This window comes from Winogradskyella psychrotolerans RS-3, from assembly GCF_000427335.1.
GTDB lineage: Bacteria > Bacteroidota > Bacteroidia > Flavobacteriales > Flavobacteriaceae > Winogradskyella > Winogradskyella psychrotolerans.
Genome location: NZ_ATMR01000199.1, coordinates 125,283 through 147,048, shown reverse-complemented (window position 1 = coordinate 147,048; position 21,766 = coordinate 125,283). Strand labels below are relative to the sequence as shown.

Genomic DNA, 21,766 nt, shown 5'->3' with positions numbered 1-21,766 from the left:
TTAGTATGCCAAATATATTAAAGATTAATGGCCTAGAAAAGACATATTCTAGCGGTAACAAACAATTAACAGTCTTACAAAACATTTCATTCGACGTAGAAAAAGGACAAACTTTTTCTATTGTTGGCCCATCAGGAAGCGGGAAAACCACTTTATTAGGCTTATGTGCTGGTTTAGACCAACCCAATTCTGGTACCATAGAACTTTGTGGACAAGACTTAAATACCCTTAATGAAGACCAACGCGCTCAATTGCGAAATAAGAATGTGGGCTTTATATTTCAGAATTTTCAATTATTACCAACACTTACAGCGCTTGAAAATGTGAGTGTGCCTTTAGAATTACAAGGTTCTAAGGATGCTGTTAAAAATAGTTTGGCTTTATTAGAAAAGGTAGGTTTAGCAGATCGTGTGCATCATTATCCATCACAACTTTCTGGTGGAGAACAGCAACGTGTGGCTTTAGCGAGAGCCTTTGCTAATGCACCTTCCATTTTATTTGCTGATGAACCAACAGGGAATTTAGACGAGGAAACAGGGGAAAAGGTCATTCAATTATTATTTGAGCTGAATAAAGAAGCCGGAACCACTTTAGTGATTATTACGCACGATTTGGATTTAGCCAACCGAACGCAACAAATATTACGACTTAAAGGTGGTAAAATTTTAACCAACGAACGTACAACGGTACAGTAATAATCCACTTATAGATGAGTAAAAATACCACCTGGTTATTTAAAATGGCATGGAGAGATGCTAAAGCGAGCCGTGTACGATTATTGTTATTTATGGCATCCATTATATTGGGTATCGCTGCAGTCGTATCTATTCAATTATTTAGTAATAATCTTAAAGACAATATAAAGCTTCAATCGAAAGCCTTAATGGGTGCAGATTATACGATAGATACACGGCAAGAACCAACAGAACGTGCACAAGCCATTATCGATTCTTTACAACCTGATGCTAAAGAAATCAACTTCGTATCGATGGTTGCTTTTCCTAAGAATGGAGGCACTAAATTGGTAAAGGTTCGTGGTTTAGATGGAGCCTTTCCTTTTTATGGAAGCATTGACACAGAACCTAGCTCTGCAGCAGATACTTATCAGGATTTAGGTGGAGCATTAGTTGATGCCACTTTAATGCTTCAATTTGATGTAAAACCGGGCGACTCTATTAAAGTCGGAGCCATAACATTGCCTATTTTAGGATCTTTAAAAGCGATTCCTGGCAGCACGGCTATTTCAACATCTGTAGCACCTCCGATTATTATGCCTTATGCCTTAATGGAAGCGACAGGACTCATACAGTTTGGGAGTCGTAAAGAATATCAGTTTTTCTATAAAACGGCTGAAACTTTTAACTTAGAAGCATTTGAAAAAATTATAGATCCTCAGTTAAAAAAGGAGGAAGCAGATTTAGACACGCATACAAGTACCAGTGAACGTTTAGGAAAACGCTATGATAACGTTGGTAAATTCCTAAATCTAGCCGCTTTTATTGCACTATTATTAGGCTGTATTGGGATTGCGAGCTCTGTTCATATTTATATTAAAGAGAAATTAAGTGCTATCGCAGTTTTAAAATGCATGGGCGCCTCACGTATGCAAAGTTTCTTGATTTTCTTAATTCAAATCGCTGGTATTGGTGTCGTTGGAGGGTTAATTGGAGCGCTAATTGGTATTGGTATCCAAGAATTGTTTCCCTATTTATTAAAAGACTTTTTACCATTTTCTGTGGAAATTTCAATTTCTGCACAACCCATACTTATTGGTGTTTTCCTTGGATTATTTATGTCCGTTTTATTTGCCCTATTACCCTTACTTAGAACGTGGTATGTCTCGCCATTAGAAGTATTGCGCGTGGATGAAAAAGGAGCTCAAGAACCCTTTAAAGTTCGTGTGGCAGTGATTGCCGCAGTTTTAATTTTCTATTCTTGTTTTCATTTTGGTTATTAGGCGATGCGCTCTATGCATTAGGGTTTATGCTAGCCACTTTAGTTGCTTTTGCGGTGTTAACAGGTGTTGCCTTGCTATTTATTAAAGGTATAAAAACTTATTTCCCAAAACGATGGGGTTTTGCGGCGCGCCAAAGTTTACTCAATTTATTCAGACCTAATAACCAAACCGTTGTTTTAGTAGTTGCTATTGGTTTGGGAACCTGTTTAATTAGCACATTGTATTTCACTAAAGATATTCTATTAGCAAAAACCGAAGTAGGGCAGAGCTCTAGTAATGCTAATATTATCATTTTAGATGTACAATCAGATCAGCAAGAAACTGTTGAAGCGCGCATTAAAGCGAAAGGTTTACCTGTTGTGAATAGCATTCCGATTGTGACGATGCGTATTCATAAAATAAAAGGTCGCTTAGCAAATGACTTACGCCAAGATTCTACCAAACAAATGCGGAATTGGATATTAAATCATGAATTTAGAAGCACGTATCGTGATGCCATGATAGATTCCGAAGAACTCTTGGAAGGTGAATGGACATCGCACACCACTCCTAATGCTCCGATACTAGTTTCTATAGCAGATAATCTTGTGGAAGACGGTATTGATATTGGTGACAACATTACGTTTAATGTGCAAGGTGTCCTTATGGAAACTACGGTGGGAAGTATACGGAAAGTAGACTGGAGACAATTACAACCTAATTTTAATTTGTTTTTCCTGTTGGCGCACTTGAGCAAGCACCACAATTTAGTGTCATCTCTACAAATGCAGCAGATGAAGCTAGTTCTGCAGCATTACAGCGCGATTTAGTGGCCGAATTCCCGAATGTTTCGATCATAGATTTACGTCAAGTGTACACCATTGTAGAGGATATTTTAGATAAAGTGTCTTGGGTCATTAATTTTATGGCGTTCTTCAGTATTATCACCGGTATTATTGTATTAATTGGTTCTGTTCGAACTAGCAAGTATCAGCGCATAAAAGAAAGCGTTTTGTTGCGAACCCTTGGGGCTAAAAATGCACAGATTCTAAAAATTTCAGCTTTAGAATACTTGTTTTTAGGATTGTTAGGTAGTTTAGTCGGTATTCTATTAGCCTTAATTAGTAGTCTTTGTTTGGCATTATTGGTGTTTAATGAACCATTTGCACCATCGTTGATTCCATTTCTAGTGATATTACCAGGTATAACCGTGTTAGTAATGGCTATTGGTTTAAGTAATATACGATCGGTACTTAGCAGCTCTCCTTTAGCTGTATTGCGAAAAGAAGCCTAGTGTATGTTGAACGGCAAATTATAGCTTAAACCTATACATTGTATAGTGATGTAAGAATTTTCAATAGCGAACCCGCTTAAGATGCGCTTATGACCCGAGTGTGCGCACGAAGCTTTTGTTTTAATGATTCGCTTTGATAAAGTATCTGTCATAGGTCCTCAAAAATAAGTATATTTAGACCTGTCTAACTTATTGATAATTAATGCTTAAGTATTATACATCATTCTTATTTATTTTCGTTGTAGTAATCTTTCCATTGTGGTCACAAAGCACGACGTTTACTAGTGATACCTATTTTAAACAGTACGAACAGATTACTGATTCCATGGCATCTGTTTTTCATGAAAATGATATAAAAACGTATAGACGCGTCTCGTTTTCTGATGCTGAAATGCAGCGTTATTTATCACTTCATTTTAAACGATTAGATCTCTTAAATCATATTGAAGGGCATGCCAAATTCGTTTTAGACAGTTATTTGCATTCTGGAAATTGGTTTAGAGAAGTTGGTTTTCCAAAAGAATCTATAAAATCATATCTCGCCTTTTTTAGGTATTATGAAGCTCATGAAACTGAACTCAGCCTCACAGAGCGCAACAAATTTATGGAGATGCGGAGTTATGCTCGAAGTATACTTGCTGAAAATTATGCTAAGCTAGGTTTATTAGATAGTGCAGCAATTCAGCACAAAGTGAATATATCGTTTTCTAAGAACCTGAATTATATTTACCATCCGTCGTCCATAAATAATTATGGCCTCTTTTTTTATTGGCACAAAAAGGATCTGGATTCTGCCATGTATTTCTTTAAACGCGCTTATGCACTTACAACGTCTAAATTCCCTAAGCACACCTTAAATGGGAGTATACGCGACAATATTGCTGATATATATACCGACCAAGAGGATTATGAAAAAGCCCAGGCCTTATATCAGCAAAACTTTGATTTTTTTAAAACAGCCATTAATGAAGAAACTTTAGAGAATGACACTCCACGGTTAATTAGTGCCGGATCGCAATTGGTGATGACCAATACACATTTAAACAAATTAGAGGCAGCACAGCGCACTTTTAATTCCCTAAACAGCATCGTAAAGGTTCAAGAAAGCAATAGTAACCTAAGCTCTAGTTCTAAATTAGAATTTTTAAGAGCTAAAGAAGTACTCTTGCGTGCTAAAAATAATATTCCAACGGCATATACCACTGTAAAGCAAATTGAACATATTTCCGATAGTCTTCAAACGATATTGAATCATGCTGATAAAAAATGGCAAGAGGAATTGAATGATATTACGATAGATAAAATTGAATTAAATTTTAAAATCGACCGTATTCAAAAGGAAAACATGATTAAAAACCAGCGTGCTAAACTTTGGTTTATAGGACTTTTGTCTTCGATTTTTATAATTGTCTTAGTTTCACTAATTATTAGTAGACGACAACACCTTATAAATGCTAAGAACAAACAGTTATTGGCAGAACAGCTCCTTGAAAACTCTGCGCTAAAGGTAGAACAGCTTAATTCTGAGATTAAATCTAAGGAACGTGATTTGTCTGATTTTGCCATTAAACTCACGCAAGATCAGGATTGGGCTAAGTCACTCGCCGACCAATTAGAAGTTATAAAAGAATCTAATTCAGAAGCGCGTCCGGAATTAATTAATGAACTCGATTTAGCCATTTCAAATAAAATAAGCGTTGATAGCGATACGCAAGAATTTTTTGAACGCTTAGATAAACTGAGCGATGCGTTTTATAGCAAATTGACAAAGCGCTATCCAAATTTAAGCAAAAACGAGATTAGACTGTGCTCGTTAATTCGCTTAAAAATTGAAAGTCGAAGTATTGCGACCCTTCAAAATATCACCTTAGCGTCCTTAAACACCAGTCGTTATCGCCTAAGAAAAAAACTTCAACTCTCAGAAGAAACGGATTTGGATTTCTTTATTCAAAATCTATAAGCCGTTTATTATTAGGTAATTATAATTCAAATTGCGAAGCTGTCTATTAAATGTCTATCGCCTGTACATCAGTGGTCTATATCGATTATGCGGTTGTGCCTTACTTAACTTTTACTTTAGCAGTGTTCTATTTATACAACGTGTTTATTTAGAATAATGCTATTACCACTTTAATTATTAAGTACCACTCTAAAACCGTATCACTTATGAAAACATGTCTTCTTGGTTTAATTTTTTTAGGACTTGCCAACCTTAGTTCAGCGCAAAATGATTTAGCAATGGAAACGTCTCAGTTTAACGACAAGGACTATACACCACGTTCCGTTTCTGTTCTCAACGAACAGTATTTAAATTCAGAACTTACCGCAGCGCAACCTTTAGCGGTTTCTATTAAGAAATTACAGAAAGTAGCTGCCGATTTTGATGTCTCAAAAGATCCTGTTTATAGTAAGAACAAGTCTATGACGTATACTGTTAATTTTCAATCTAACGACAATTCTATCACTGCCATTTATGATACTAAAGGTGTTATTTTGAGTTCTGAAGAATACTACGAAGATGTACGAATTCCATTAACAATAAGCAGTCAACTAGCAAAAGATTATCCGGGATGGGCGTTTCTTAATAGCAGCTGCACTGTTAATTATAAGCATACTAATGGAGCAGAGATTACTTACGTTATAACCCTAAAGAAGGAAAATAAATCGAAATCTATTTCCCTAACGCTATAGATTAGATATCTTATTTTCTGAATTGAAAACAGCGCGTTTATAGTGCTGTTTTCTTTTGTAATAGAGATTTTTATTTCAGTTTGAGTGTTATGAGTGTGCGAAAAATGCATAGAGAACCGTTTGTGTTGTAAAGCTTCTCGATACAAAATTCCTAAAAAGGAATTTCACTCAAAGAGACAATCATTACATATTGAGAACACCACCAACCATCAACCAAACACCAGCAACCAACAACTACAAATCCAACAAACGCGATCTCAAAATCTTTTGAATATCCATATTGTTTTTCTGAGGAATCAGGAACGTGTCTAAATCATCAATGTGGTTTATAGTCTCTTCTTTATCAACAAAACCATAACCTAAATAGTCCCCATTTTTCACCATAACGAAGGCTTCCTCATTATCGTGTCTGCCTTTTTCTCTTACAATGATGTCGCTCTTTTGATCCGACATATCATGAATAGCCTCAAGAACCCGATTATTATAATCTTCCACAGCTTCTTCATCTTTACAAATCCCTTTACAGTTTTTGATGTTGAAATGCGAACATTCCGAAACCGATTCTTGTAAATGGCAGTATTTAGGACATAAGTTATGCTTCTCACACATCTTTTCTAAATAAGCACGCACTTCTCTTATGCTAAACAATGTAACGATAGGATTGGGCACTAAACGGCTTTTATTACTAGCCAAATGTAAAATTCCTTTTCGGTCTTCATATGAAAATATGGCAAAGGACTGTATAGTGCGTTTCGCGACTTTATTGTACACGGGGAAATGATGCTTAATGGCAGCATCTTCCATAAGTAGCGCTATCAATTCGCTACCCGAACTTTCAAAATCGATATCGCGCGTTTCTCTCACCATATCTTGCGCCTTTTTTGTTTTACTATAAAAATGGCTGAGTACTCTTTTTTTAATGTTTATAGCTTTACCGACATAAATGACAATTCCTTTTTTATCCTTAAAATAATAGATGCCTGCGGTATCTGGCAAGGCTTCAAACGTTTCTTTGGGTAGGTTAGGAGGTAAGGTGGCTTCTTTAGAATTCTTGTTTAAAAATTCCTTAAAAACATCTGAAGCTTCAGGTTGTTGTAATAGTAATTCAAATAGAATAGTAGTGGCTTCGGCATCTCCTCTGGCTCTGTGTCTGCCCACCAAATTAATCTCTAAAGCGCTACATAATTTCCCTAAGCTGTAAGACCGATGTCCTGGTAATAAGCGTCTTGATAAACGGACGGTACAAAGTTTCTTTCTGTTGAATTCTAAACCAATTCTACTGAATTCTCCGCTAATCACTTTATAATCGAAATTAACATTATGCGCTACAAATATGGCTCCTTCGGTGATGCTTATAATATCGTCTGCAACCTCTGCAAATCGCGGAGCGTCAGCAACCATATGATCATCGATCCCTGTGAGGGCTGTAATATGTTGTGGAATATAAGTTTCCGGATTTATTAGTGATGTAAACTCGTCTATAACGGTATCTCCGTTAAATTTAAAAATTGAAATCTCAGTCATGCGGTTGCTTTGTCCTGTGGTTTCAACATCAATAATGGTGTAAATCATGCTTTTTTACCTTCTTTTATTTTTTGCATCAATTTATTAATGGATTGCGCTAATGGGTGTTTAAGACTTGCTGTAAATTTACAGTAGTAGATCAAAGTGATTTACTTTATTAACTTAAAAATACAGAAATTATGTCTAAACCATGGCAAGATAAAGCAAAAGGCAATTGGAATATTGCTAAAGGAAAATTAAAACAAAAATGGGGAGAACTTACTGACGATGATCTAGATTACCAAGAAGGTAAAGAAGATGAGATTGTTGGCCGAATTCAGAAGAAAACAGGCGAAACAAAAGAGAACGTCAATGGCTTCTTAAACGATTTAAAGTTCTAAAACGCCCTCGTTTTAAAACAAAAGAAAATCCTGATTAACTCAGGATTTTCTGCGCTCCAGACCACACCTTATTCCGCTTGCTTCCAAGCTTCCTTAAGAAACTGCAAATCGCGTGTCATATTTTTGAAGACCTCTTCTTTGCTGACGGTTAATTTAGAATATCCTTTTTCGGCACCACCTAAATCATATTCAAGATGTAAAGACACAGGCACATTGATTTTATATTTTTTTAATAATGAGAAATAGCGTTTAAAATCTACCATACCTTGGCCAAGTGGCACATTTATAAGATGCCATTTTCCGTCTGTAATGCCCCATTTAAAATCTTTGATCACTATGGTATTGATAAATGGTTTAATACGTTGCAAACCTAATTCCCAACTCCCAGCGCCTTCAACAACTGCATGCCTAATATCATATTGGCAGCCTAAAAACTCTCCCTTTGTAGCTTCTAATATAGGGAGCAAATCCCAAACGGCTGCACCCACATGTTTACCCGAATGATTTTGATAACCACCAATTAATCCTAATTCTTCGTTAAGTTGCTCTAAAGCTTTGGCTTGTTTGGCATAGTGTGCTTGACTTTCTTGTATGGATTGGTTTTCTGGATATGTTAACCAATCGGTGCGATAATGCGTAAACCCTAATTGGCTTGCTGTTTCTAAAACAGTAACATTATTAGCGTCATTTACATCCCAAACGTTGGTAGACATCAGTTGTGGTTGCAATCCATATGCTTTCATGGCTTCAACCGCTTTTGGCAAATTGTCCTTTACATGTTCTGGAAGTACATGGCCTTTTCTTCGTACCGTGAGGTCTAAACCATCAAACCCCATATTTACAGCGGCTTCAGACATATCGCTATAATTCAAAAACTGTAAATGTTTAGAGAATAGATGTACCTTAAGTTCTTTTTCTGGTGCAAGGTTTGCTGTTTCGAAGGTATTTTGAACCCCTAATAAAGGCAATGCTGCGATACCCATTGCAGATAGTTTAGCAAAATCGCGACGTGAAAAAGTATTGGAGTGCTTGGTCATTTTGTTGTGTGATTGGTACAGAAATAAAGGTAGTTGATTTTATCTGGATTTTCTGAAATTTAAATTCCATCACTTGTTCAATTGTCTGATATTACAAACGTTATTACATTTTCTTACAGCGACGCTTTAACATAAGCTTAACCTCAATTTGTCGAGTATCTGTATACAATTCACTATATTATAATTAGTTGAAATATAACAACCTATAATCAATAAATTTTAACCAAACCCCCAAACCTATGAAACCCCAAAGCAAGTTTAATTATCAGAAAGGTCTATCACTATTTTAGTATGGCTTTGAATTCAATATCACAGACTCCATTAAAATAGTACTTAAAATTTAATAATTTTAAAACATATAGGATCATGAGAATTCAATTTAATACGACTCAAATTAACTCTAATAAAACCATCCATATTACCGAAAAAGATACAGCTTATCTTACGGCATTATTTGAATGCAGATTAGAGAATTATGGATTACATATTACCGAAATAGACGTTCATTTATCTAATGAAAACAATAAACAAGAAGGATGTCATGGCAATAGATGTTCATTAAGCACTAATATTGTAGGACAACCGCTTCATCCAATAAGTTTTGAAGCTGACAATGACAATATCGTACTTGCTATATTACATGCCATTGATAAACTTAAAGTTTCACTGATGGCATGCATCAAAGCAGGAGAGGATGCATTACATAATAATGAACGTGTTTTTTGTATAAGAAAGCAAGTTATACCTGTCGTTTCCTAAGCTTAACACCAAACTAATTAGCACACTAACATTTTTAATTATACAGCTGCGAATATCAATTTATTCTTTACAAGTAGTTGTATTAAACTGACCCAAAGCAAACCCAACTAAGTTCGTTGTGAAGCTTTGGGTTTACTTTAAAGCAAAAGCTTGGCGATATCTTCCCAAGTAGCCACTCTGTTATACCCTGTATCTTCTACATTATGAGGAGAATTAAACAATAGCGTATCTCCTTCAAACTTTTCTAAGTTATACGATCTGTCATCAATAAGGACATCTCCGTTTAAGATAAACTTATCCCCACACATTATACGGTGTTGCCAAGTAATGAATGGCATATGCTCATCTAACCACTCACTTTTTTCTAACAAGGAATTTGGAAACTGCGTTGCTGCCGTTGCAATATAAACTTCGTGTCTATTATACAACGCTTCCATTACCAATATACTATCCTTAATAGGTTTTAAATCTCTAAAAAAACCAGGCTGCAAGGCGTGTTGCATAATACTTTCTTGATGTACTTTTGGGACATTATGCCATATTTCGCCCGAAGAAATTTGCGACATGCGTAAGTCTTGCTGGTGTTCTTTATTATATAATTCTATGTGTTTGCCGTAAGTGTCGGCTAACACATCGTCCATGTCTACAAATATTGTCATTGGGGTGTTTTTTTTGCGAAGGTCTAAATAATAGTGGGGAATGGCAAGTAGAGATGTTTTATTTAATGGTTAATTAATGTTTTGGTGAATTACGGTATTCCTCAAAAACCTGACTATCAATTACTTTATATTTATAGCTCAATATTTAAAACAATAATTTTATGACAACAATTGAAGCTATTAAGCCAGGGCCAAAACCAAAAAAGAAGATGGAACTCCTGATAGACGCAGAAGAGTTAATCCACCTAACAAGCCGAAACATCCTAAGTTAAAACCACATGATCATAAGACTGGTGATTAAAAAATAAACGCTTTTCGGGAAGCAAAATTTTTATAAATATAAAACCCACATTGACTATTTTGTATAGTGCCATTTATTAGCTGTTAATTAGTTTTTTATATTTACTTAAATAGTATAATAAACTAAAAAACAGAATGTTGACAATGTGTTGATAATTCTTATTTATATAGATAGATAAACAAAAATCAAATACTAAATTTATAATTCTTATCAACTAATATTTCTCTTAACATTATTTTGAGTTTTAAGATAAGTTTTCGTGATAGTTAGTTTGCAAAAAGAATTATATAATTATGGAGTTGAATTTTTTTCCAATAAACTTTGAGTTTAAAGAGTATCAGATTAGTAAAGTTTCTTATTCCGAAGATAAGCTATTGGAATTAAGAGAAAAATACAATCATTCTCATTCGTTTTTTAGAAATGGTGATAAACTGTTTATTTCAAATAAAGATGGTGATGATAGCATAAAGTTAGGCGATATAGAAACAGTAAATGTTTACGATGATTTTAAAATTACTTCATCTTTGATCAAGCATTTATTTTTCAGAACTTTTAAAGAAAGATTTCCAAGTTTCAAGCCTATAGATTTTTATCCATTTAGATTTTTTTCGAGACAAGAAAAAGATGATGTGATTTATAAAGTGCTTCCAGATGATTTAAGAAATAAAATCGCATATAAAAAACTCATAGAGTTTCAATTAAGGCTATTCGAAATTGATGGAAAATCACAATTTGGTTTTATTATTAATATTAGGCGAAATTGGATATTTACTAAATCTTGTTTTGAATTAAATGAAGAAGGTTTTAATTTAATTGATATTGAGGTATTAAGGTCTGAAATTTTTTCGGGTCTAGAAAATGTATTAGCACCTAATGAAGAATTTATAGGAGTAATAAAAAGTATAGAAGAAAATATAGCTTTGGTTGATACAAATGAAGGAGTTGTTAAAGTTAGTTTAAAAGAGCTATTCATAAGAAAAAATAAATCAAACATAGAGAAATATTTGATATTTAAGCTTTCTGAATCTAAAAGTAAAGAGGTATTTGAAATAATTGAGAGAAAGCGCAGTGAAATATACAATGCAAATAAATTATCCAAGGAGATAAATAACATTGCAAATTTCATGTTTAGTGAAAAAGCATTTTCTGAAAGTTCTAAACAACCTATATTATTCCAAAATAAAGATGGTTTTTGTTTTACTGTTGGTAAATCATTAAAAAAAGAGTCGAATTCAATGAATTTGAGAGTTCCTACATTTATATTTGATTATGCTGGAACTAAAACAAAAAATAATTATCCCGATTCTGGACTAAATGATTTTGGACCATATGATAGTGTAAATTTTGATATTAAAACACCTAATGTTTTATGTATTTGTCATAAAGATATTAGAGGAAGCTTTACTTCTTTTCTAGCAAATCTCATCGATGGATTGCCTACTTCCAAGTACTTTAAAAAAGGATTTAAAAAGAAATATGATTTACACAATGTTAACTTATTAATAGATGAAGTCACATCTTATAAATTTGAATCTTATAATTCAATAATACGGAGTGAATTAGATTTAAAACCTGATTTAGCGATAATTGAAATACCAAATGAATTTAGAGATTTGGAAGATGCTCATAATCCTTATTATGGAATTAAAGCAAAACTTTTATCATTAGAAATTCCAGTTCAATTTATAACGACTAGTAAAGTTAAAGTTCATAATGAGTATATTTTAAATTCTATTGCACTCCAATTATATGCGAAAATTGGTGGTACTCCATGGGTTTTGCCTTCTAATAGGTCTGTAGATAGAGAATTAATAATCGGTATTGGCAATAGTTGGATAAGAACAAATGCTTATAAAGGTGCTGAACAAAAAAGGATTGTCGGAATAACGACTTTTATGTCTAGTGATGGTCAATATCTACTTGGTGATAAAGTAAAAGATGTTGAATATGATGATTATTTTGAAGAGCTACTTCAAAGTCTTGAAAATTCTTTTGAGAGACTAAAGTTAGAGCAAGGATGGAGCAAAGGAGACACAGTAAGGCTAATATTTCATATATTCAAGCCGATAAAAAATATTGAATTTGAAGTTGTTAGCTCTTTAATCAAAAGCTTCGAAGATTTTAATATTCAATTTGCATTTGTTACAATTGGCAAAAAACACCCTTACAAGTTATTCGATAGAAATGAAAGAGGAGTTCCGATTAGTTATAATAACAAACAATTAAAAGGTGAAAGTATCCCTAATAGAGGCACTAATATTTTTCTCGATTCTACGACTTGTTTGGTACAAATGTTAGGTGCCAAAGAATTAAAAATGCAATCACATGGAATGAGTAATCCAATTCAGATTAAAATACATATGCCAACTGGTAATATTGAAGATAAAGAATTGGATAAATTGCTGTTTACTGATTTAAATTACATTGTTCAACAAATTTATTCTTTTACTTATTTATCTTGGAGAAGTTTTTTTACCAGGAGAAAAACCAGCGTCAATGTTATATTCGGATTTAATTTCAAAATTGTTAGGAAAAATGAGAAAGGTTGATGGTTGGGATCCGGATAGTTTGCATTATAAATTAAAAAGAAAGAAATGGTTTCTTTAGAAGAGCAAAATAATTATTTATCAAATGCAGTTAAGAACGAAAAGCTTCTTGCTTTTTATTCGATGCTTCAGTTTTCAAAATTTGATTATTCAAAAGATAATTTAAGTGAAATAGATGATATTTATTACAAAATTATAAATAGCGTAATAAAAAGTAATAAGCAAAACTTTAAAGATTCATATAAAGTTATAAGTAAACGTGTACCGTCAGAAAGCACACCCTTTATTCATAATGATTTGCAAATTTTCTCAATTATTTTAGCTGTTTTTATTTTTGATGAAGACAGAAGTTGGATTAAAATGGTCATTGGAAAGAGGTCTAAGTCGTTAATAACTACAACTTTTGAAAATATATTAAATGATAATTATCACAGTAATAGTAACATTCAAGAGATTATTACTGTCTTTTTGTATCTAACAAACAAAGAAAAGCTTACAAATGAAATTTTAGAATCTGCTTATAAAGCTATTTTAAATAATCCTAGCTTATTTGAAAATAAAAATGACTTTCATATTATTATTGCTCTTAAAGCTTTTGAATCAATACTATCATTAATAAAAGAATTCCCTAATAAAGAAGAACATAATTTTCTTAAATATTTTGAAATTAGATTTAAAAAAAGGATAAAGGCTTTTTCAACTTTTGTTTACTCAATTGGTTTATTATTAGGAGTCTATTATTTATATCAATTGGTTTTATTAAATAAAGATGTTAAAGATTTTTTAGATAACCTGAATGCAGTTTTAGGCATATTAGGTTATTTAGCGATTAGCGGTGGGCTTTTTGCGGCATTCAAAAATAAATTCGAATTATTAATTTTAAAATTATTCGGATATAATAAGAAAGACTAACCGTAATTGTTAGTCAAATATATTTTCAACACATCCCGACGAAAAAGGCAGAACACTCGTACTGACGTATTTTTAATGTTTGTTGTTTATGTTCATTTTGTCCTGACACAAAACGAACCAAAAAGTCAAAACGATTTATTAGGAAATCGCTAAAGCGCCATTCGCCAATACATTAGTGTTTCGCGGTTTATTTTACAAAGATTTACAGATACTTGATTTAGTTTAATAATATTGTTTATTGCTCATTATTTCTGAAAATCGTTGGTTCCGACCGTATCGGAATTTGGGAGTTGATTGTTTACTTATATTTTGGATTTCTTTCTTTCTTTCTTTCTTTCTTTTGGGATGGGGTCTTTGATATGCGTACGTTATTAATACATCCCAATGAAACCTATCTGCATTCAAATGTATTTGTGTAAAATGTTACGTTTTTCTTTTAATAATAAAACTCAACATAAAAACTAATGATAAAAACAGTTCATGTTATAAAAGCAAAAAGCTCATAAATAAATTATTTACAAGCTTTTCACAATGTTTACCAAAATGAGGGTTTTGGCTCACATATATTTTAATTCGCCGAAGCCCCAGAATCCGCTATGGTTTGCAGTGCTTGAGAAATCATTTCTAATGTGTCGTTATTTTCAGTTATACCATGTCTTTCTCCTATATAAAATGGATTATTATATATTATATTGACATCGCCATCACTATTTTCATAAATCAACATTTTTTGTGGTAAGTCTAAAGCCATAGTTCTTGATTCTGACATTAACGGTGTTCCTAATGCCGGATTTCCGAAAATTATTAATTTGGTAGGCAATAACTCCATAGCAACACTTTGAGCATTGGCTTGATGATCTAACTCTGCGATAACTGACACGGCGTCTAAACTGTTTAAGGTATCTAAAATTAGATTATAGGTAGTATTGAAGTCGTTCGTACTCGTCACAGAAATAATTCCGTCGTTTAATATGGGAGGTGATGAATTTAAAACAACAACTTTATCTGTTGCGCTATTTACAATGGTAACAAGTGCATTGGCTATCATATCTGTCGTTGAAATATCGCTCAAACTATGTCTGTTAACTAAGTAGTCTACAGAATTGTATGCCACAATGGTATCTCCATTTTCATCAGTAAACACGGTAAGGCGTTGCGGTAAATCTAATCCGGCAGAACTATTATTTTGCATTAGTGGAGTTCCTAATGTCGGATTTCCAAAATATACGGTACGTGTAAAATCTAATTCTAGACCGACGTTCTGGGCATTTTCAGAATGATTAACTTCTGCAATAATACCAATGCTCTCATTACTATTTAACTGAGATATAATGTTGTCGTAAATATCGGAAGGAGACGCATCGGTTTCTACGTATCCAATACCTTCCGTATTTGGAGTATTATTATTTAGATTTCTATTAACGTCATCCTTGCAGGCCGAAACTAATAGTAACGTACTAAATAAGATGGAACTAAATTTAAATGTATTCATAATGATATGGTCTATTTTTGTTATGATCTAAGTTTTTGTTGCAGAGATGCTAGGCTATTTTACGTGTACGATTAACAGTTAGTCTTTTCCAGAACCTTTACTTAATCTTCCAAATTTATCACCACATATTATATCATCTACTTCCTTCTTATTTCTAATCAATCTTTCTATGATAGTTCACATTAAAATTGATTCAAACTTAAGGGTTATAATTTATAGGTCTTGACTTATAACAATAAAGTATTGATGCGTTTAGGAAAGGTTAAATCTATCTTAATTGCTGTCTATCCGCTAAATTGGTGTTTGAAAATCGTAACTTTATACTTCAAATTAATACGTAAAACATACGATGGATATACAACCTTTATTAACACCCTATCATAAAAATATCACTTTAAAAAACCGTATTGTTATGGCACCTATGACGCGTAGTCGTGCGGATAACAAAGAAAAAGTCGCTACAGACGATTTACAAGGTTTATATTACGAACAGCGTGCTTCGGCAGGTTTAATTATAACAGAAGGTTCTCAGGTTTCTAAGGAAGCTGTGGGCTATATCAATACTCCTGGTATTCACTCTAAAGCGCAAGTGGACGGTTGGAAAACGGTTACCGAACGTGTACACGCCAAAGGTGGTACTATTTTTATACAGTTATGGCATGTTGGCCGTATTTCGCATCCCGATTTTCATGATGGTGAATTGCCTGTTTCTGCATCTGCGATTAATCCCAAAGCGCAGTCTTATACTCCCAACGGATTTAAGGAAACCGTAACTCCAAAAGCGATGACGGCTGGAGATATTAAACGTACCATTAACGATTTTAAAAATGCGGCTGCCAATGCTGTGGAAGCTGGCTTTGATGGGATTGAATTGCATTCGTCTAATGGGTATTTATTTCAGCAGTTTTTTAATGGCTGTTCTAACACCAGAACTGATGACTATGGCGGCACTATTGAAAATAGAACACGTTTCTTTTTTGAAGTGCTAGACGCTATGAAAACCGTGATTCCACAAGAAAAAATTGGAGTGCGTTTTAATCCGTCGTTACATGGCTTATTTGGGATTATGGTAGATGAAGAGACCATTCCGACGTTTGAATATATTATTAAAAAACTGAATGATTATAATTTGGCTTATGTGCATTTATCTGAACCGTTTACCGATGTGACTGATGTGCCATTTGCTGTGAGTAATATTGCTAAGCATTTTCGTCCGTTGTATAATGGAACGTTGATGGTTAACACTAATTTTGATCAGGATAAAGGGAATGAAATCCTTGTTGATGGTGATGCGGATTTAGTGGCTTATGGTAAGCCATTTGTTTCTAATCCGGATTTAGTAGAGCGGTTTGAACAGCATTTGGATTTAGCGGAATGGGATAAGGATACGTTTTATACTCCTGGTAAAAAGGGGTATACGGATTATCCGTTTGCATCTGAGTAATTTTGGTTTCTTTTGATATTAGAATTGGCATTGTAGAGCTTTTGTTTTGCAATGCCTTTTTATTTGTTCTTTTAAGCTAATCTGTCTTGTATGAACGTTGTCAGTTCGAGTGAATTTTACGATTGCAATGAGTGAAATTAGTATCGAGAACCTGTATTCCTATGTGTATTTTAATTTTGATAGTGGTTCAACACGGATACTTAGACTGATGTTTGGTGATTGTTTGTTAGGCTTAATCCTTTTTAAATCCAGTATTTACAGTCTGGGCATTTAATTTTTCCCAAATAGCTTCGGTGTATGGTTTTGGTGATATTTTAAAAATTACAACGGCTTCTTCTGTTGCTTGGTTAAATATTTGCTGCCCTAGGATATTAGTGGTTATAACTTTGCCTGTGTAAAAACCATCAAAGAACGTGAGTTGCGCTTCATATTCGGTTCCTTTTTTGTTGTTATTGGGGCTTTAAATTCGGCTTCTGGCAAAGGAAACTCTCGTGCCCAATAATTGGGTTTCATAAGGTAATCGAAGTAGTGGATCAGGTTGTATTCTAACTCGTATAACGGAATCTCTTGGTTTGTTTTTATTTTCCAAGTCATGATTATAGACCAAAAGTTATCGTGATTTTCTTTAGACCATTCTGGCGCAAAGGTTAATTCTTCGTAACCTTCTAAAGTGAGTTTTGGTGCCCATTCTATTGGGAATTTTATGATTTCCTTTCCCCAAGTACTATCGGCTTGTATGATGTATGGTTCTTGTTGTTCTTGACTGTGTGCGGTGTAAAGTGTTAATAGCAGTAGAAATAAAAGCGTTTGTTTCATGATGTTTTATTTTTTCTAAAGTTATTGGAAATGCTTTTTAAAACGGAGTAGAGATTGTGAAAAAAGTGTGAAATTTTGATTTTTGGTCGTTTTTCTATAGGTTCTTGATATATCCCGAAGAAAACCTCGGGACATTCGAACTGACGTATTTTTAATGTTTGTTTTGAACATTCATTTTGCCTTGATGCAAACTGCGCAGCACATCATGAGTTCCATAAAATAAGCATAAGCGAATAAACGAACCAAAAAATATTCAGAATGAGTTATTGTTAAATTAGGGCTTCATGAATCTTCGATTTCAAAACGATTTGTTAGGAGTTACTCATCCATTCTTATTGTTTTAATAGGTTTTCGTGAATGCTGCGCATTTGCAGAAGCGCCATTCGCTGAGGCATTTATGATTAAAGGTTTTTATCAAATCTAAATTTCCAATACTTGATTGTGTAAATGAACTTTATTTTTAGCTTATTATTTCTGAAAATCGTTGGTTCCGACGCTGTCGGAATTTAGGAGTTGATTATTTACTTGCTGTTTGTTTTTTTCTTACTTCTCTTAACTCTTAACTCTTAACTTTTCACTTTTCACTCTTAACTCTTAACTCTTTACTCTTCACTCTTAATTTTTAACTTTTAACTTTTAACTTCTCAACTTTGCGACTTAACCTACCACATAGCTATAATAAAAAAATCAAAACCCAAAATAGCATTAATGAATTTAGCTATTACAATGGATTTTGATTGTTTATGCTTTTTGGGATGACTACCTAATTAAGGTTCCAAAAACTATTTCGTATTTTCAATATCTAGCTCAAGGTTTTCATTATGATCACTTCCTAAGCTGTAATGTTGATTTTCTTCATCAGGCTTTCTGTTATTAGATAATGGTTTTGAATTTTTACTACCAGGAATATCTAAATCTTTTGCGGCGAAATCGGGTTCGGTTTCACGGTTTTTTAAGAGTTCGTCGTCACCATTGTCTTGTCTTAGGTTTCCTGATTTATCACCTAGAATTTTTTCGTCTTCTTTTGTAATATCTGAATTGTATTGTGCTTTTTTGTCTTCGCTTTTCATAACTTTTAATTTTTAAGATGTACTCAAATTTAAGAAATATGAAGTAGAGGTATTGACTTAAACAATTAAAACCTTAATGGTTTTGAACAGGACAGATGACTCATCATAATGCAATGTAATGGGTTAAAAAATACTCATTTCAGAATGAGTCGTAACCGTTTCTAATAATTTCATGCCTTTAAAAGAGTTTCCGTTAGAATTTAATTTTGGACTCCAAACGGCAATCGTAAAATTATTAGGATACAATGCCACTATTCCTCCGCCAACACCACTTTTTCCTGGTAGTCCCACTTTAAATGCAAATTCACCTGACTCGTCATAGAATCCACAAGTGAGCATTAAAGCATTGATTCGTTTTGCCTGACTGCTCGTTATGATCCGCTTACCATCGCTTAATTTTCTACCGCCATTGGCTAAAAACGAAAAGCTACGAGACACTTGTTCACAATTCATTTCTAAAGAACACATATCGAAATAAAAATCTAACACTTCGGCTGGATCGTTTTTAATATTACCCAACGATTTTATAAAGTTACATAAGGCTACATTTCGGTAACCCGTCGCTTTTTCAGAATCAGCGATGTCATCAGAATAGTTTAGATCTGGAATATCACTTAAATCTCTAACAAATTCAAGAAACTCCTCACGTGCATTTTCTAAATGTGTGATTAAAATGTCGCAAATAACAATAGCGCCAGAATTGATGAACGGATTACGAGGAATGCCTTTATAAGTTTCTAGTAAAAGAAGCGAATCGAATTTTGTACCAGAAGGCTCAACGTCGATACGCGTCCAAATGCGCTCGCCAAGAAATTTAACAGCTAACGAAAGTGACAAGACTTTAGCAATACTCTGAATTGAAAATTTCTCTAAATGGTCTCCAATTCCGAAGTTATTACCATCTATTTTAGTGATGTGCACTCCAAACTTATCTGGATTTACATTTGCTAATTCGGGTATGTAAGTCGCTAGTTTTCCGTGGTCTTTAATTGGCTTAACGAACTTGTATGCGTTTTCTATAATTTGAGTGTAATCTGAATTCATTCGGTTTAATCGTTTAAAAAATTATAGCAAGTTAAGTTTTAAATTGGTATTACTAAACCCGTTTTTTATCACTACTTTATAGTTTTCACAATTTAATGAAGCATAACAACCAAGAGTCTGATTCAGTTGTCTTAATGCTAAATACTCCTTTTTAATTAGAATATAAAATTAGAAAAACTCCAATCATAATTCCTGCTAAAGGCACTAATTTTTTGCGCTTATTCTGTTCTTTAAAGACTAAACCACCAACAACTACGGCTATTAAAATTTGACTTCGTTTAATAGCAGACAATAGCATTATTAAGGCATCAGGATCTTGCAAGGCTTTAAAATAGAAGTAATCTGCAGCTTGCAATAAAATACCGACTGCGATAATGGACCAGCGGAATTTAAAGGCTTTTCGTTTTTCGGCATGGGGAAACCATGTAATCGATAGGATAATAAGTAGAATCAATATGGTGTAAAGGCAAAACCAGAATTGTAAGGTTTGTGGGTTGAGACTTAGATTTTGAATTAAGAATTTATCGTACAAACCACTGGAAGCACCTAAAAACGTCGCTCCGATAATAGCGAAGATCCATTTGTTGCGTTTAAAATTAATGCCTTCTTTCTTTCCGATTTTAGAGTAAAGCATTACTGAGAATATGATGAGGAAAAAGCCAATCCACTGCAAAGGACTAGGTTGTTCTTGGTAAATTAAAATTGCACCAATAAAGGTGAAAAAAGGTCCTGCAGAACGTATAGGTGTGACAATCGTAATCGGCAAATGCTTTAACGCTTGGTAAGCTAAAATCCAAGAACTCGCCATAATCGCTGACTTTATAACGATAAAACCATGGATTTGCCACGAAATCTTTTGAAAATTATAACCGTGCTCCAGCGCGTAATCTGGATAAAAGATAGACAACCCATAAAACGCTGCGACAAATAAAAAGCCACTAGATACCGTACCTAAAAGGACAGGAAACACTTCGTTGCCTTGTACAGCATGTTTTTTACATAAGTTGTGTAATCCTAAAAAAAGAGCGGCTAATAAGCCTAAATACATCCACATACTGGACTATATATTTAAGTAGTTAATTGAAGGAAAGAAGTAAGGTTTATTTACTCAAACGTGTGACGAATCTCACCCGTTGCTGATGCTTTTAATAAAAGATTGAACTGTTTTATGCTGTCAAAATTTTCAGTGATGGCATCAGATACCGCAATGCCCGAAATACCAGTTTCTAAAATCGCGGTCACGTCATCTGTAGTGATATCGCCAAAACCTATAATTGGTTTTTCTGTTATTAAAGCATTACTGATAGCCGTATAGCCTTCCAGACCTAAAGCTTTAGTTGAACTATCTTCAGCTGATGATTTAAAAGGTTCTAAAATAATATAATCGACGTTTTTGGCGATTAACGATTCGCAATCTTCCAAAGTATTTGCCGTACCACCAATAATTTGCCAGCTGTATAAATCTGGTCTAACTACAGTAGGGCAGATGTCTGATTTTTCTAAATGTACACCTTCTGCTTTTACGTCTTTGGCTATTTTATAATTAGAATTAATGATTAATCGTGTTTGAAAATGAAAGGTAATCTCTCGAGCAGCTTTAGCTATTTCCAAATATTTAGCATCCGAGACATCTGTAAGATGTAATTGCACTAATTCCGCACCAGATGTACATGCCTTTTGAATGTTTTCTAAATGCGCTTCAGGAGTATTTCCTTGAGATATGTAATGTAGTTTAGATATAATCATGTTGTGGTGTCTTAATATTAGGCCTTCTCTTTAAATGCGGCGCAAAAATACAAATGTTTGGTGGTGTAGGTCATTAATATCGCATAGAAATAGAAAGCTTCTGAGATGCTTAAGA

17 protein-coding genes and 1 pseudogene are annotated in these 21,766 nt (G+C 33.7%); 9 read left to right on the top strand and 9 right to left on the bottom strand.

The window, feature by feature from the left end:
- The first annotated feature begins 5 nt into the window (after window positions 1–5).
- The 4 genes and pseudogenes from ADIWIN_RS17615 (at window position 6) to ADIWIN_RS17600 (ending at window position 5,921) form a co-directional block, all read left to right on the top strand.
- Window positions 6–695 (top strand): ABC transporter ATP-binding protein, encoded by a 690-nt coding sequence (locus tag ADIWIN_RS17615; RefSeq protein WP_020897227.1) that lies wholly within the window; start codon window positions 6–8, stop codon window positions 693–695.
- A gap of 44 nt (window positions 696–739) precedes the next feature.
- Window positions 740–3,230: pseudogene (locus ADIWIN_RS17610) on the top strand (ABC transporter permease).
- Window positions 3,231–3,432: 202 nt separating this feature from the next.
- Window positions 3,433–5,190, top strand: coding sequence for a transcriptional regulator (locus ADIWIN_RS17605; protein WP_152487293.1), 1,758 nt, complete (start codon window positions 3,433–3,435; stop codon window positions 5,188–5,190).
- Between the two features lie 206 nt (window positions 5,191–5,396).
- A complete protein-coding gene (locus ADIWIN_RS17600) occupies window positions 5,397–5,921 on the top strand; it encodes a hypothetical protein (protein WP_020897222.1) in 525 nt (174 codons plus the stop codon).
- 234 nt (window positions 5,922–6,155) lie between these two features.
- On the opposite strand, the gene ADIWIN_RS17595 is transcribed toward ADIWIN_RS17600, so the two are convergent.
- On the bottom strand, window positions 6,156–7,493 hold the full coding sequence (locus ADIWIN_RS17595; protein WP_020897221.1) for an exonuclease domain-containing protein: 1,338 nt from the start codon (window positions 7,491–7,493) through the stop codon (window positions 6,156–6,158).
- Window positions 7,494–7,624: 131 nt separating this feature from the next.
- On the opposite strand from ADIWIN_RS17595, the gene ADIWIN_RS17590 reads away from it, so the two are divergent.
- Window positions 7,625–7,825, top strand: coding sequence for a CsbD family protein (locus ADIWIN_RS17590; RefSeq protein WP_020897220.1), 201 nt, complete (start codon window positions 7,625–7,627; stop codon window positions 7,823–7,825).
- A 68-nt stretch (window positions 7,826–7,893) separates the two neighbouring features.
- Here the strand turns inward: ADIWIN_RS17590 and ADIWIN_RS17585 are convergent, their stop codons facing one another.
- Complete coding sequence (locus ADIWIN_RS17585) at window positions 7,894–8,862, bottom strand: sugar phosphate isomerase/epimerase family protein (RefSeq protein ID WP_040757675.1); 969 nt, start codon at window positions 8,860–8,862, stop codon at window positions 7,894–7,896.
- A 366-nt stretch (window positions 8,863–9,228) separates the two neighbouring features.
- Here ADIWIN_RS17585 and ADIWIN_RS17580 point away from each other — a divergent pair, with 366 nt between their 5' ends.
- A complete protein-coding gene (locus tag ADIWIN_RS17580) occupies window positions 9,229–9,621 on the top strand; it encodes a hypothetical protein (RefSeq protein WP_020897218.1) in 393 nt (130 codons plus the stop codon).
- A gap of 137 nt (window positions 9,622–9,758) precedes the next feature.
- Here ADIWIN_RS17580 and ADIWIN_RS17575 read toward each other — a convergent pair whose 3' ends face one another.
- A complete protein-coding gene (locus ADIWIN_RS17575; RefSeq protein WP_020897217.1) occupies window positions 9,759–10,280 on the bottom strand; it encodes a 5' nucleotidase, NT5C type in 522 nt (173 codons plus the stop codon).
- 594 nt (window positions 10,281–10,874) lie between these two features.
- On the opposite strand from ADIWIN_RS17575, the gene ADIWIN_RS17570 reads away from it, so the two are divergent.
- Window positions 10,875–13,130: a Piwi domain-containing protein gene (locus ADIWIN_RS17570; RefSeq protein ID WP_020897216.1), complete on the top strand. Its 2,256-nt coding sequence runs from the start codon at window positions 10,875–10,877 to the stop codon at window positions 13,128–13,130.
- Window positions 13,131–13,175: 45 nt separating this feature from the next.
- The gene (locus ADIWIN_RS17565; protein ID WP_020897215.1) at window positions 13,176–14,039 is read left to right on the top strand and encodes a hypothetical protein; all 864 of its coding nucleotides are present in this window, start codon (window positions 13,176–13,178) and stop codon (window positions 14,037–14,039) included.
- A 568-nt stretch (window positions 14,040–14,607) separates the two neighbouring features.
- Here the strand turns inward: ADIWIN_RS17565 and ADIWIN_RS17560 are convergent.
- Window positions 14,608–15,531, bottom strand: a complete 924-nt coding sequence (locus ADIWIN_RS17560; protein ID WP_020897214.1) for a DUF302 domain-containing protein — start codon at window positions 15,529–15,531, stop codon at window positions 14,608–14,610.
- A 349-nt stretch (window positions 15,532–15,880) separates the two neighbouring features.
- Between ADIWIN_RS17560 and ADIWIN_RS17555 the strand changes: the two genes are divergently transcribed.
- Window positions 15,881–16,975, top strand: coding sequence for an alkene reductase (locus ADIWIN_RS17555; RefSeq protein ID WP_020897213.1), 1,095 nt, complete (start codon window positions 15,881–15,883; stop codon window positions 16,973–16,975).
- A gap of 378 nt (window positions 16,976–17,353) precedes the next feature.
- Here ADIWIN_RS17555 and ADIWIN_RS17550 read toward each other — a convergent pair whose 3' ends face one another.
- The 5 genes from ADIWIN_RS17550 to ADIWIN_RS17530 form a co-directional block, all read right to left on the bottom strand.
- Window positions 17,354–17,791, bottom strand: a complete 438-nt coding sequence (locus ADIWIN_RS17550) for a hypothetical protein (protein ID WP_020897212.1) — start codon at window positions 17,789–17,791, stop codon at window positions 17,354–17,356.
- 782 nt (window positions 17,792–18,573) lie between these two features.
- Window positions 18,574–18,861 carry a hypothetical protein gene (locus ADIWIN_RS17545; RefSeq protein ID WP_020897211.1) on the bottom strand — a complete coding sequence of 96 codons (288 nt, stop codon included), beginning with the start codon at window positions 18,859–18,861 and terminating at the stop codon, window positions 18,574–18,576.
- Window positions 18,862–18,984: 123 nt separating this feature from the next.
- Entirely contained in the window at window positions 18,985–19,905 is a 921-nt protein-coding gene (locus ADIWIN_RS17540) for a glutaminase (protein WP_020897210.1), read from the bottom strand.
- A gap of 151 nt (window positions 19,906–20,056) precedes the next feature.
- Entirely contained in the window at window positions 20,057–20,959 is a 903-nt protein-coding gene (locus ADIWIN_RS17535; RefSeq protein ID WP_020897209.1) for an EamA family transporter, read from the bottom strand.
- Between the two features lie 50 nt (window positions 20,960–21,009).
- The gene (locus ADIWIN_RS17530) at window positions 21,010–21,651 is read right to left on the bottom strand and encodes a thiamine phosphate synthase (RefSeq protein ID WP_020897208.1); all 642 of its coding nucleotides are present in this window, start codon (window positions 21,649–21,651) and stop codon (window positions 21,010–21,012) included.
- Between the last annotated feature and the right edge of the window lie 115 nt (window positions 21,652–21,766).

Bases quoted from the DNA above. Each gene is read 5' to 3' on its own strand.
- ADIWIN_RS17605 (WP_152487293.1), top strand. From the start codon at position 3,433: ATGCTTAAGTATTATACATCATTCTTATTTATTTTCGTTGTAGTAATC.
- ADIWIN_RS17570 (WP_020897216.1), top strand. From the start codon at position 10,875: ATGGAGTTGAATTTTTTTCCAATAAACTTTGAGTTTAAAGAGTATCAG.
- ADIWIN_RS17615 (WP_020897227.1), top strand. From the start codon at position 6: ATGCCAAATATATTAAAGATTAATGGCCTAGAAAAGACATATTCTAGC.
- ADIWIN_RS17585 (WP_040757675.1), bottom strand. From the start codon at position 8,862: ATGACCAAGCACTCCAATACTTTTTCACGTCGCGATTTTGCTAAACTA.
- ADIWIN_RS17545 (WP_020897211.1), bottom strand. From the start codon at position 18,861: ATGAAAAGCGAAGACAAAAAAGCACAATACAATTCAGATATTACAAAA.
- ADIWIN_RS17540 (WP_020897210.1), bottom strand. From the start codon at position 19,905: ATGAATTCAGATTACACTCAAATTATAGAAAACGCATACAAGTTCGTT.
- ADIWIN_RS17530 (WP_020897208.1), bottom strand. From the start codon at position 21,651: ATGATTATATCTAAACTACATTACATATCTCAAGGAAATACTCCTGAA.
- ADIWIN_RS17590 (WP_020897220.1), top strand. From the start codon at position 7,625: ATGTCTAAACCATGGCAAGATAAAGCAAAAGGCAATTGGAATATTGCT.
- ADIWIN_RS17535 (WP_020897209.1), bottom strand. From the start codon at position 20,959: ATGTGGATGTATTTAGGCTTATTAGCCGCTCTTTTTTTAGGATTACAC.
- ADIWIN_RS17555 (WP_020897213.1), top strand. From the start codon at position 15,881: ATGGATATACAACCTTTATTAACACCCTATCATAAAAATATCACTTTA.
- ADIWIN_RS17595 (WP_020897221.1), bottom strand. From the start codon at position 7,493: ATGATTTACACCATTATTGATGTTGAAACCACAGGACAAAGCAACCGC.
- ADIWIN_RS17600 (WP_020897222.1), top strand. From the start codon at position 5,397: ATGAAAACATGTCTTCTTGGTTTAATTTTTTTAGGACTTGCCAACCTT.
- ADIWIN_RS17575 (WP_020897217.1), bottom strand. From the start codon at position 10,280: ATGACAATATTTGTAGACATGGACGATGTGTTAGCCGACACTTACGGC.
- ADIWIN_RS17565 (WP_020897215.1), top strand. From the start codon at position 13,176: ATGGTTTCTTTAGAAGAGCAAAATAATTATTTATCAAATGCAGTTAAG.
- ADIWIN_RS17560 (WP_020897214.1), bottom strand. From the start codon at position 15,531: ATGAATACATTTAAATTTAGTTCCATCTTATTTAGTACGTTACTATTA.
- ADIWIN_RS17550 (WP_020897212.1), bottom strand. From the start codon at position 17,791: ATGAAACAAACGCTTTTATTTCTACTGCTATTAACACTTTACACCGCA.
- ADIWIN_RS17580 (WP_020897218.1), top strand. From the start codon at position 9,229: ATGAGAATTCAATTTAATACGACTCAAATTAACTCTAATAAAACCATC.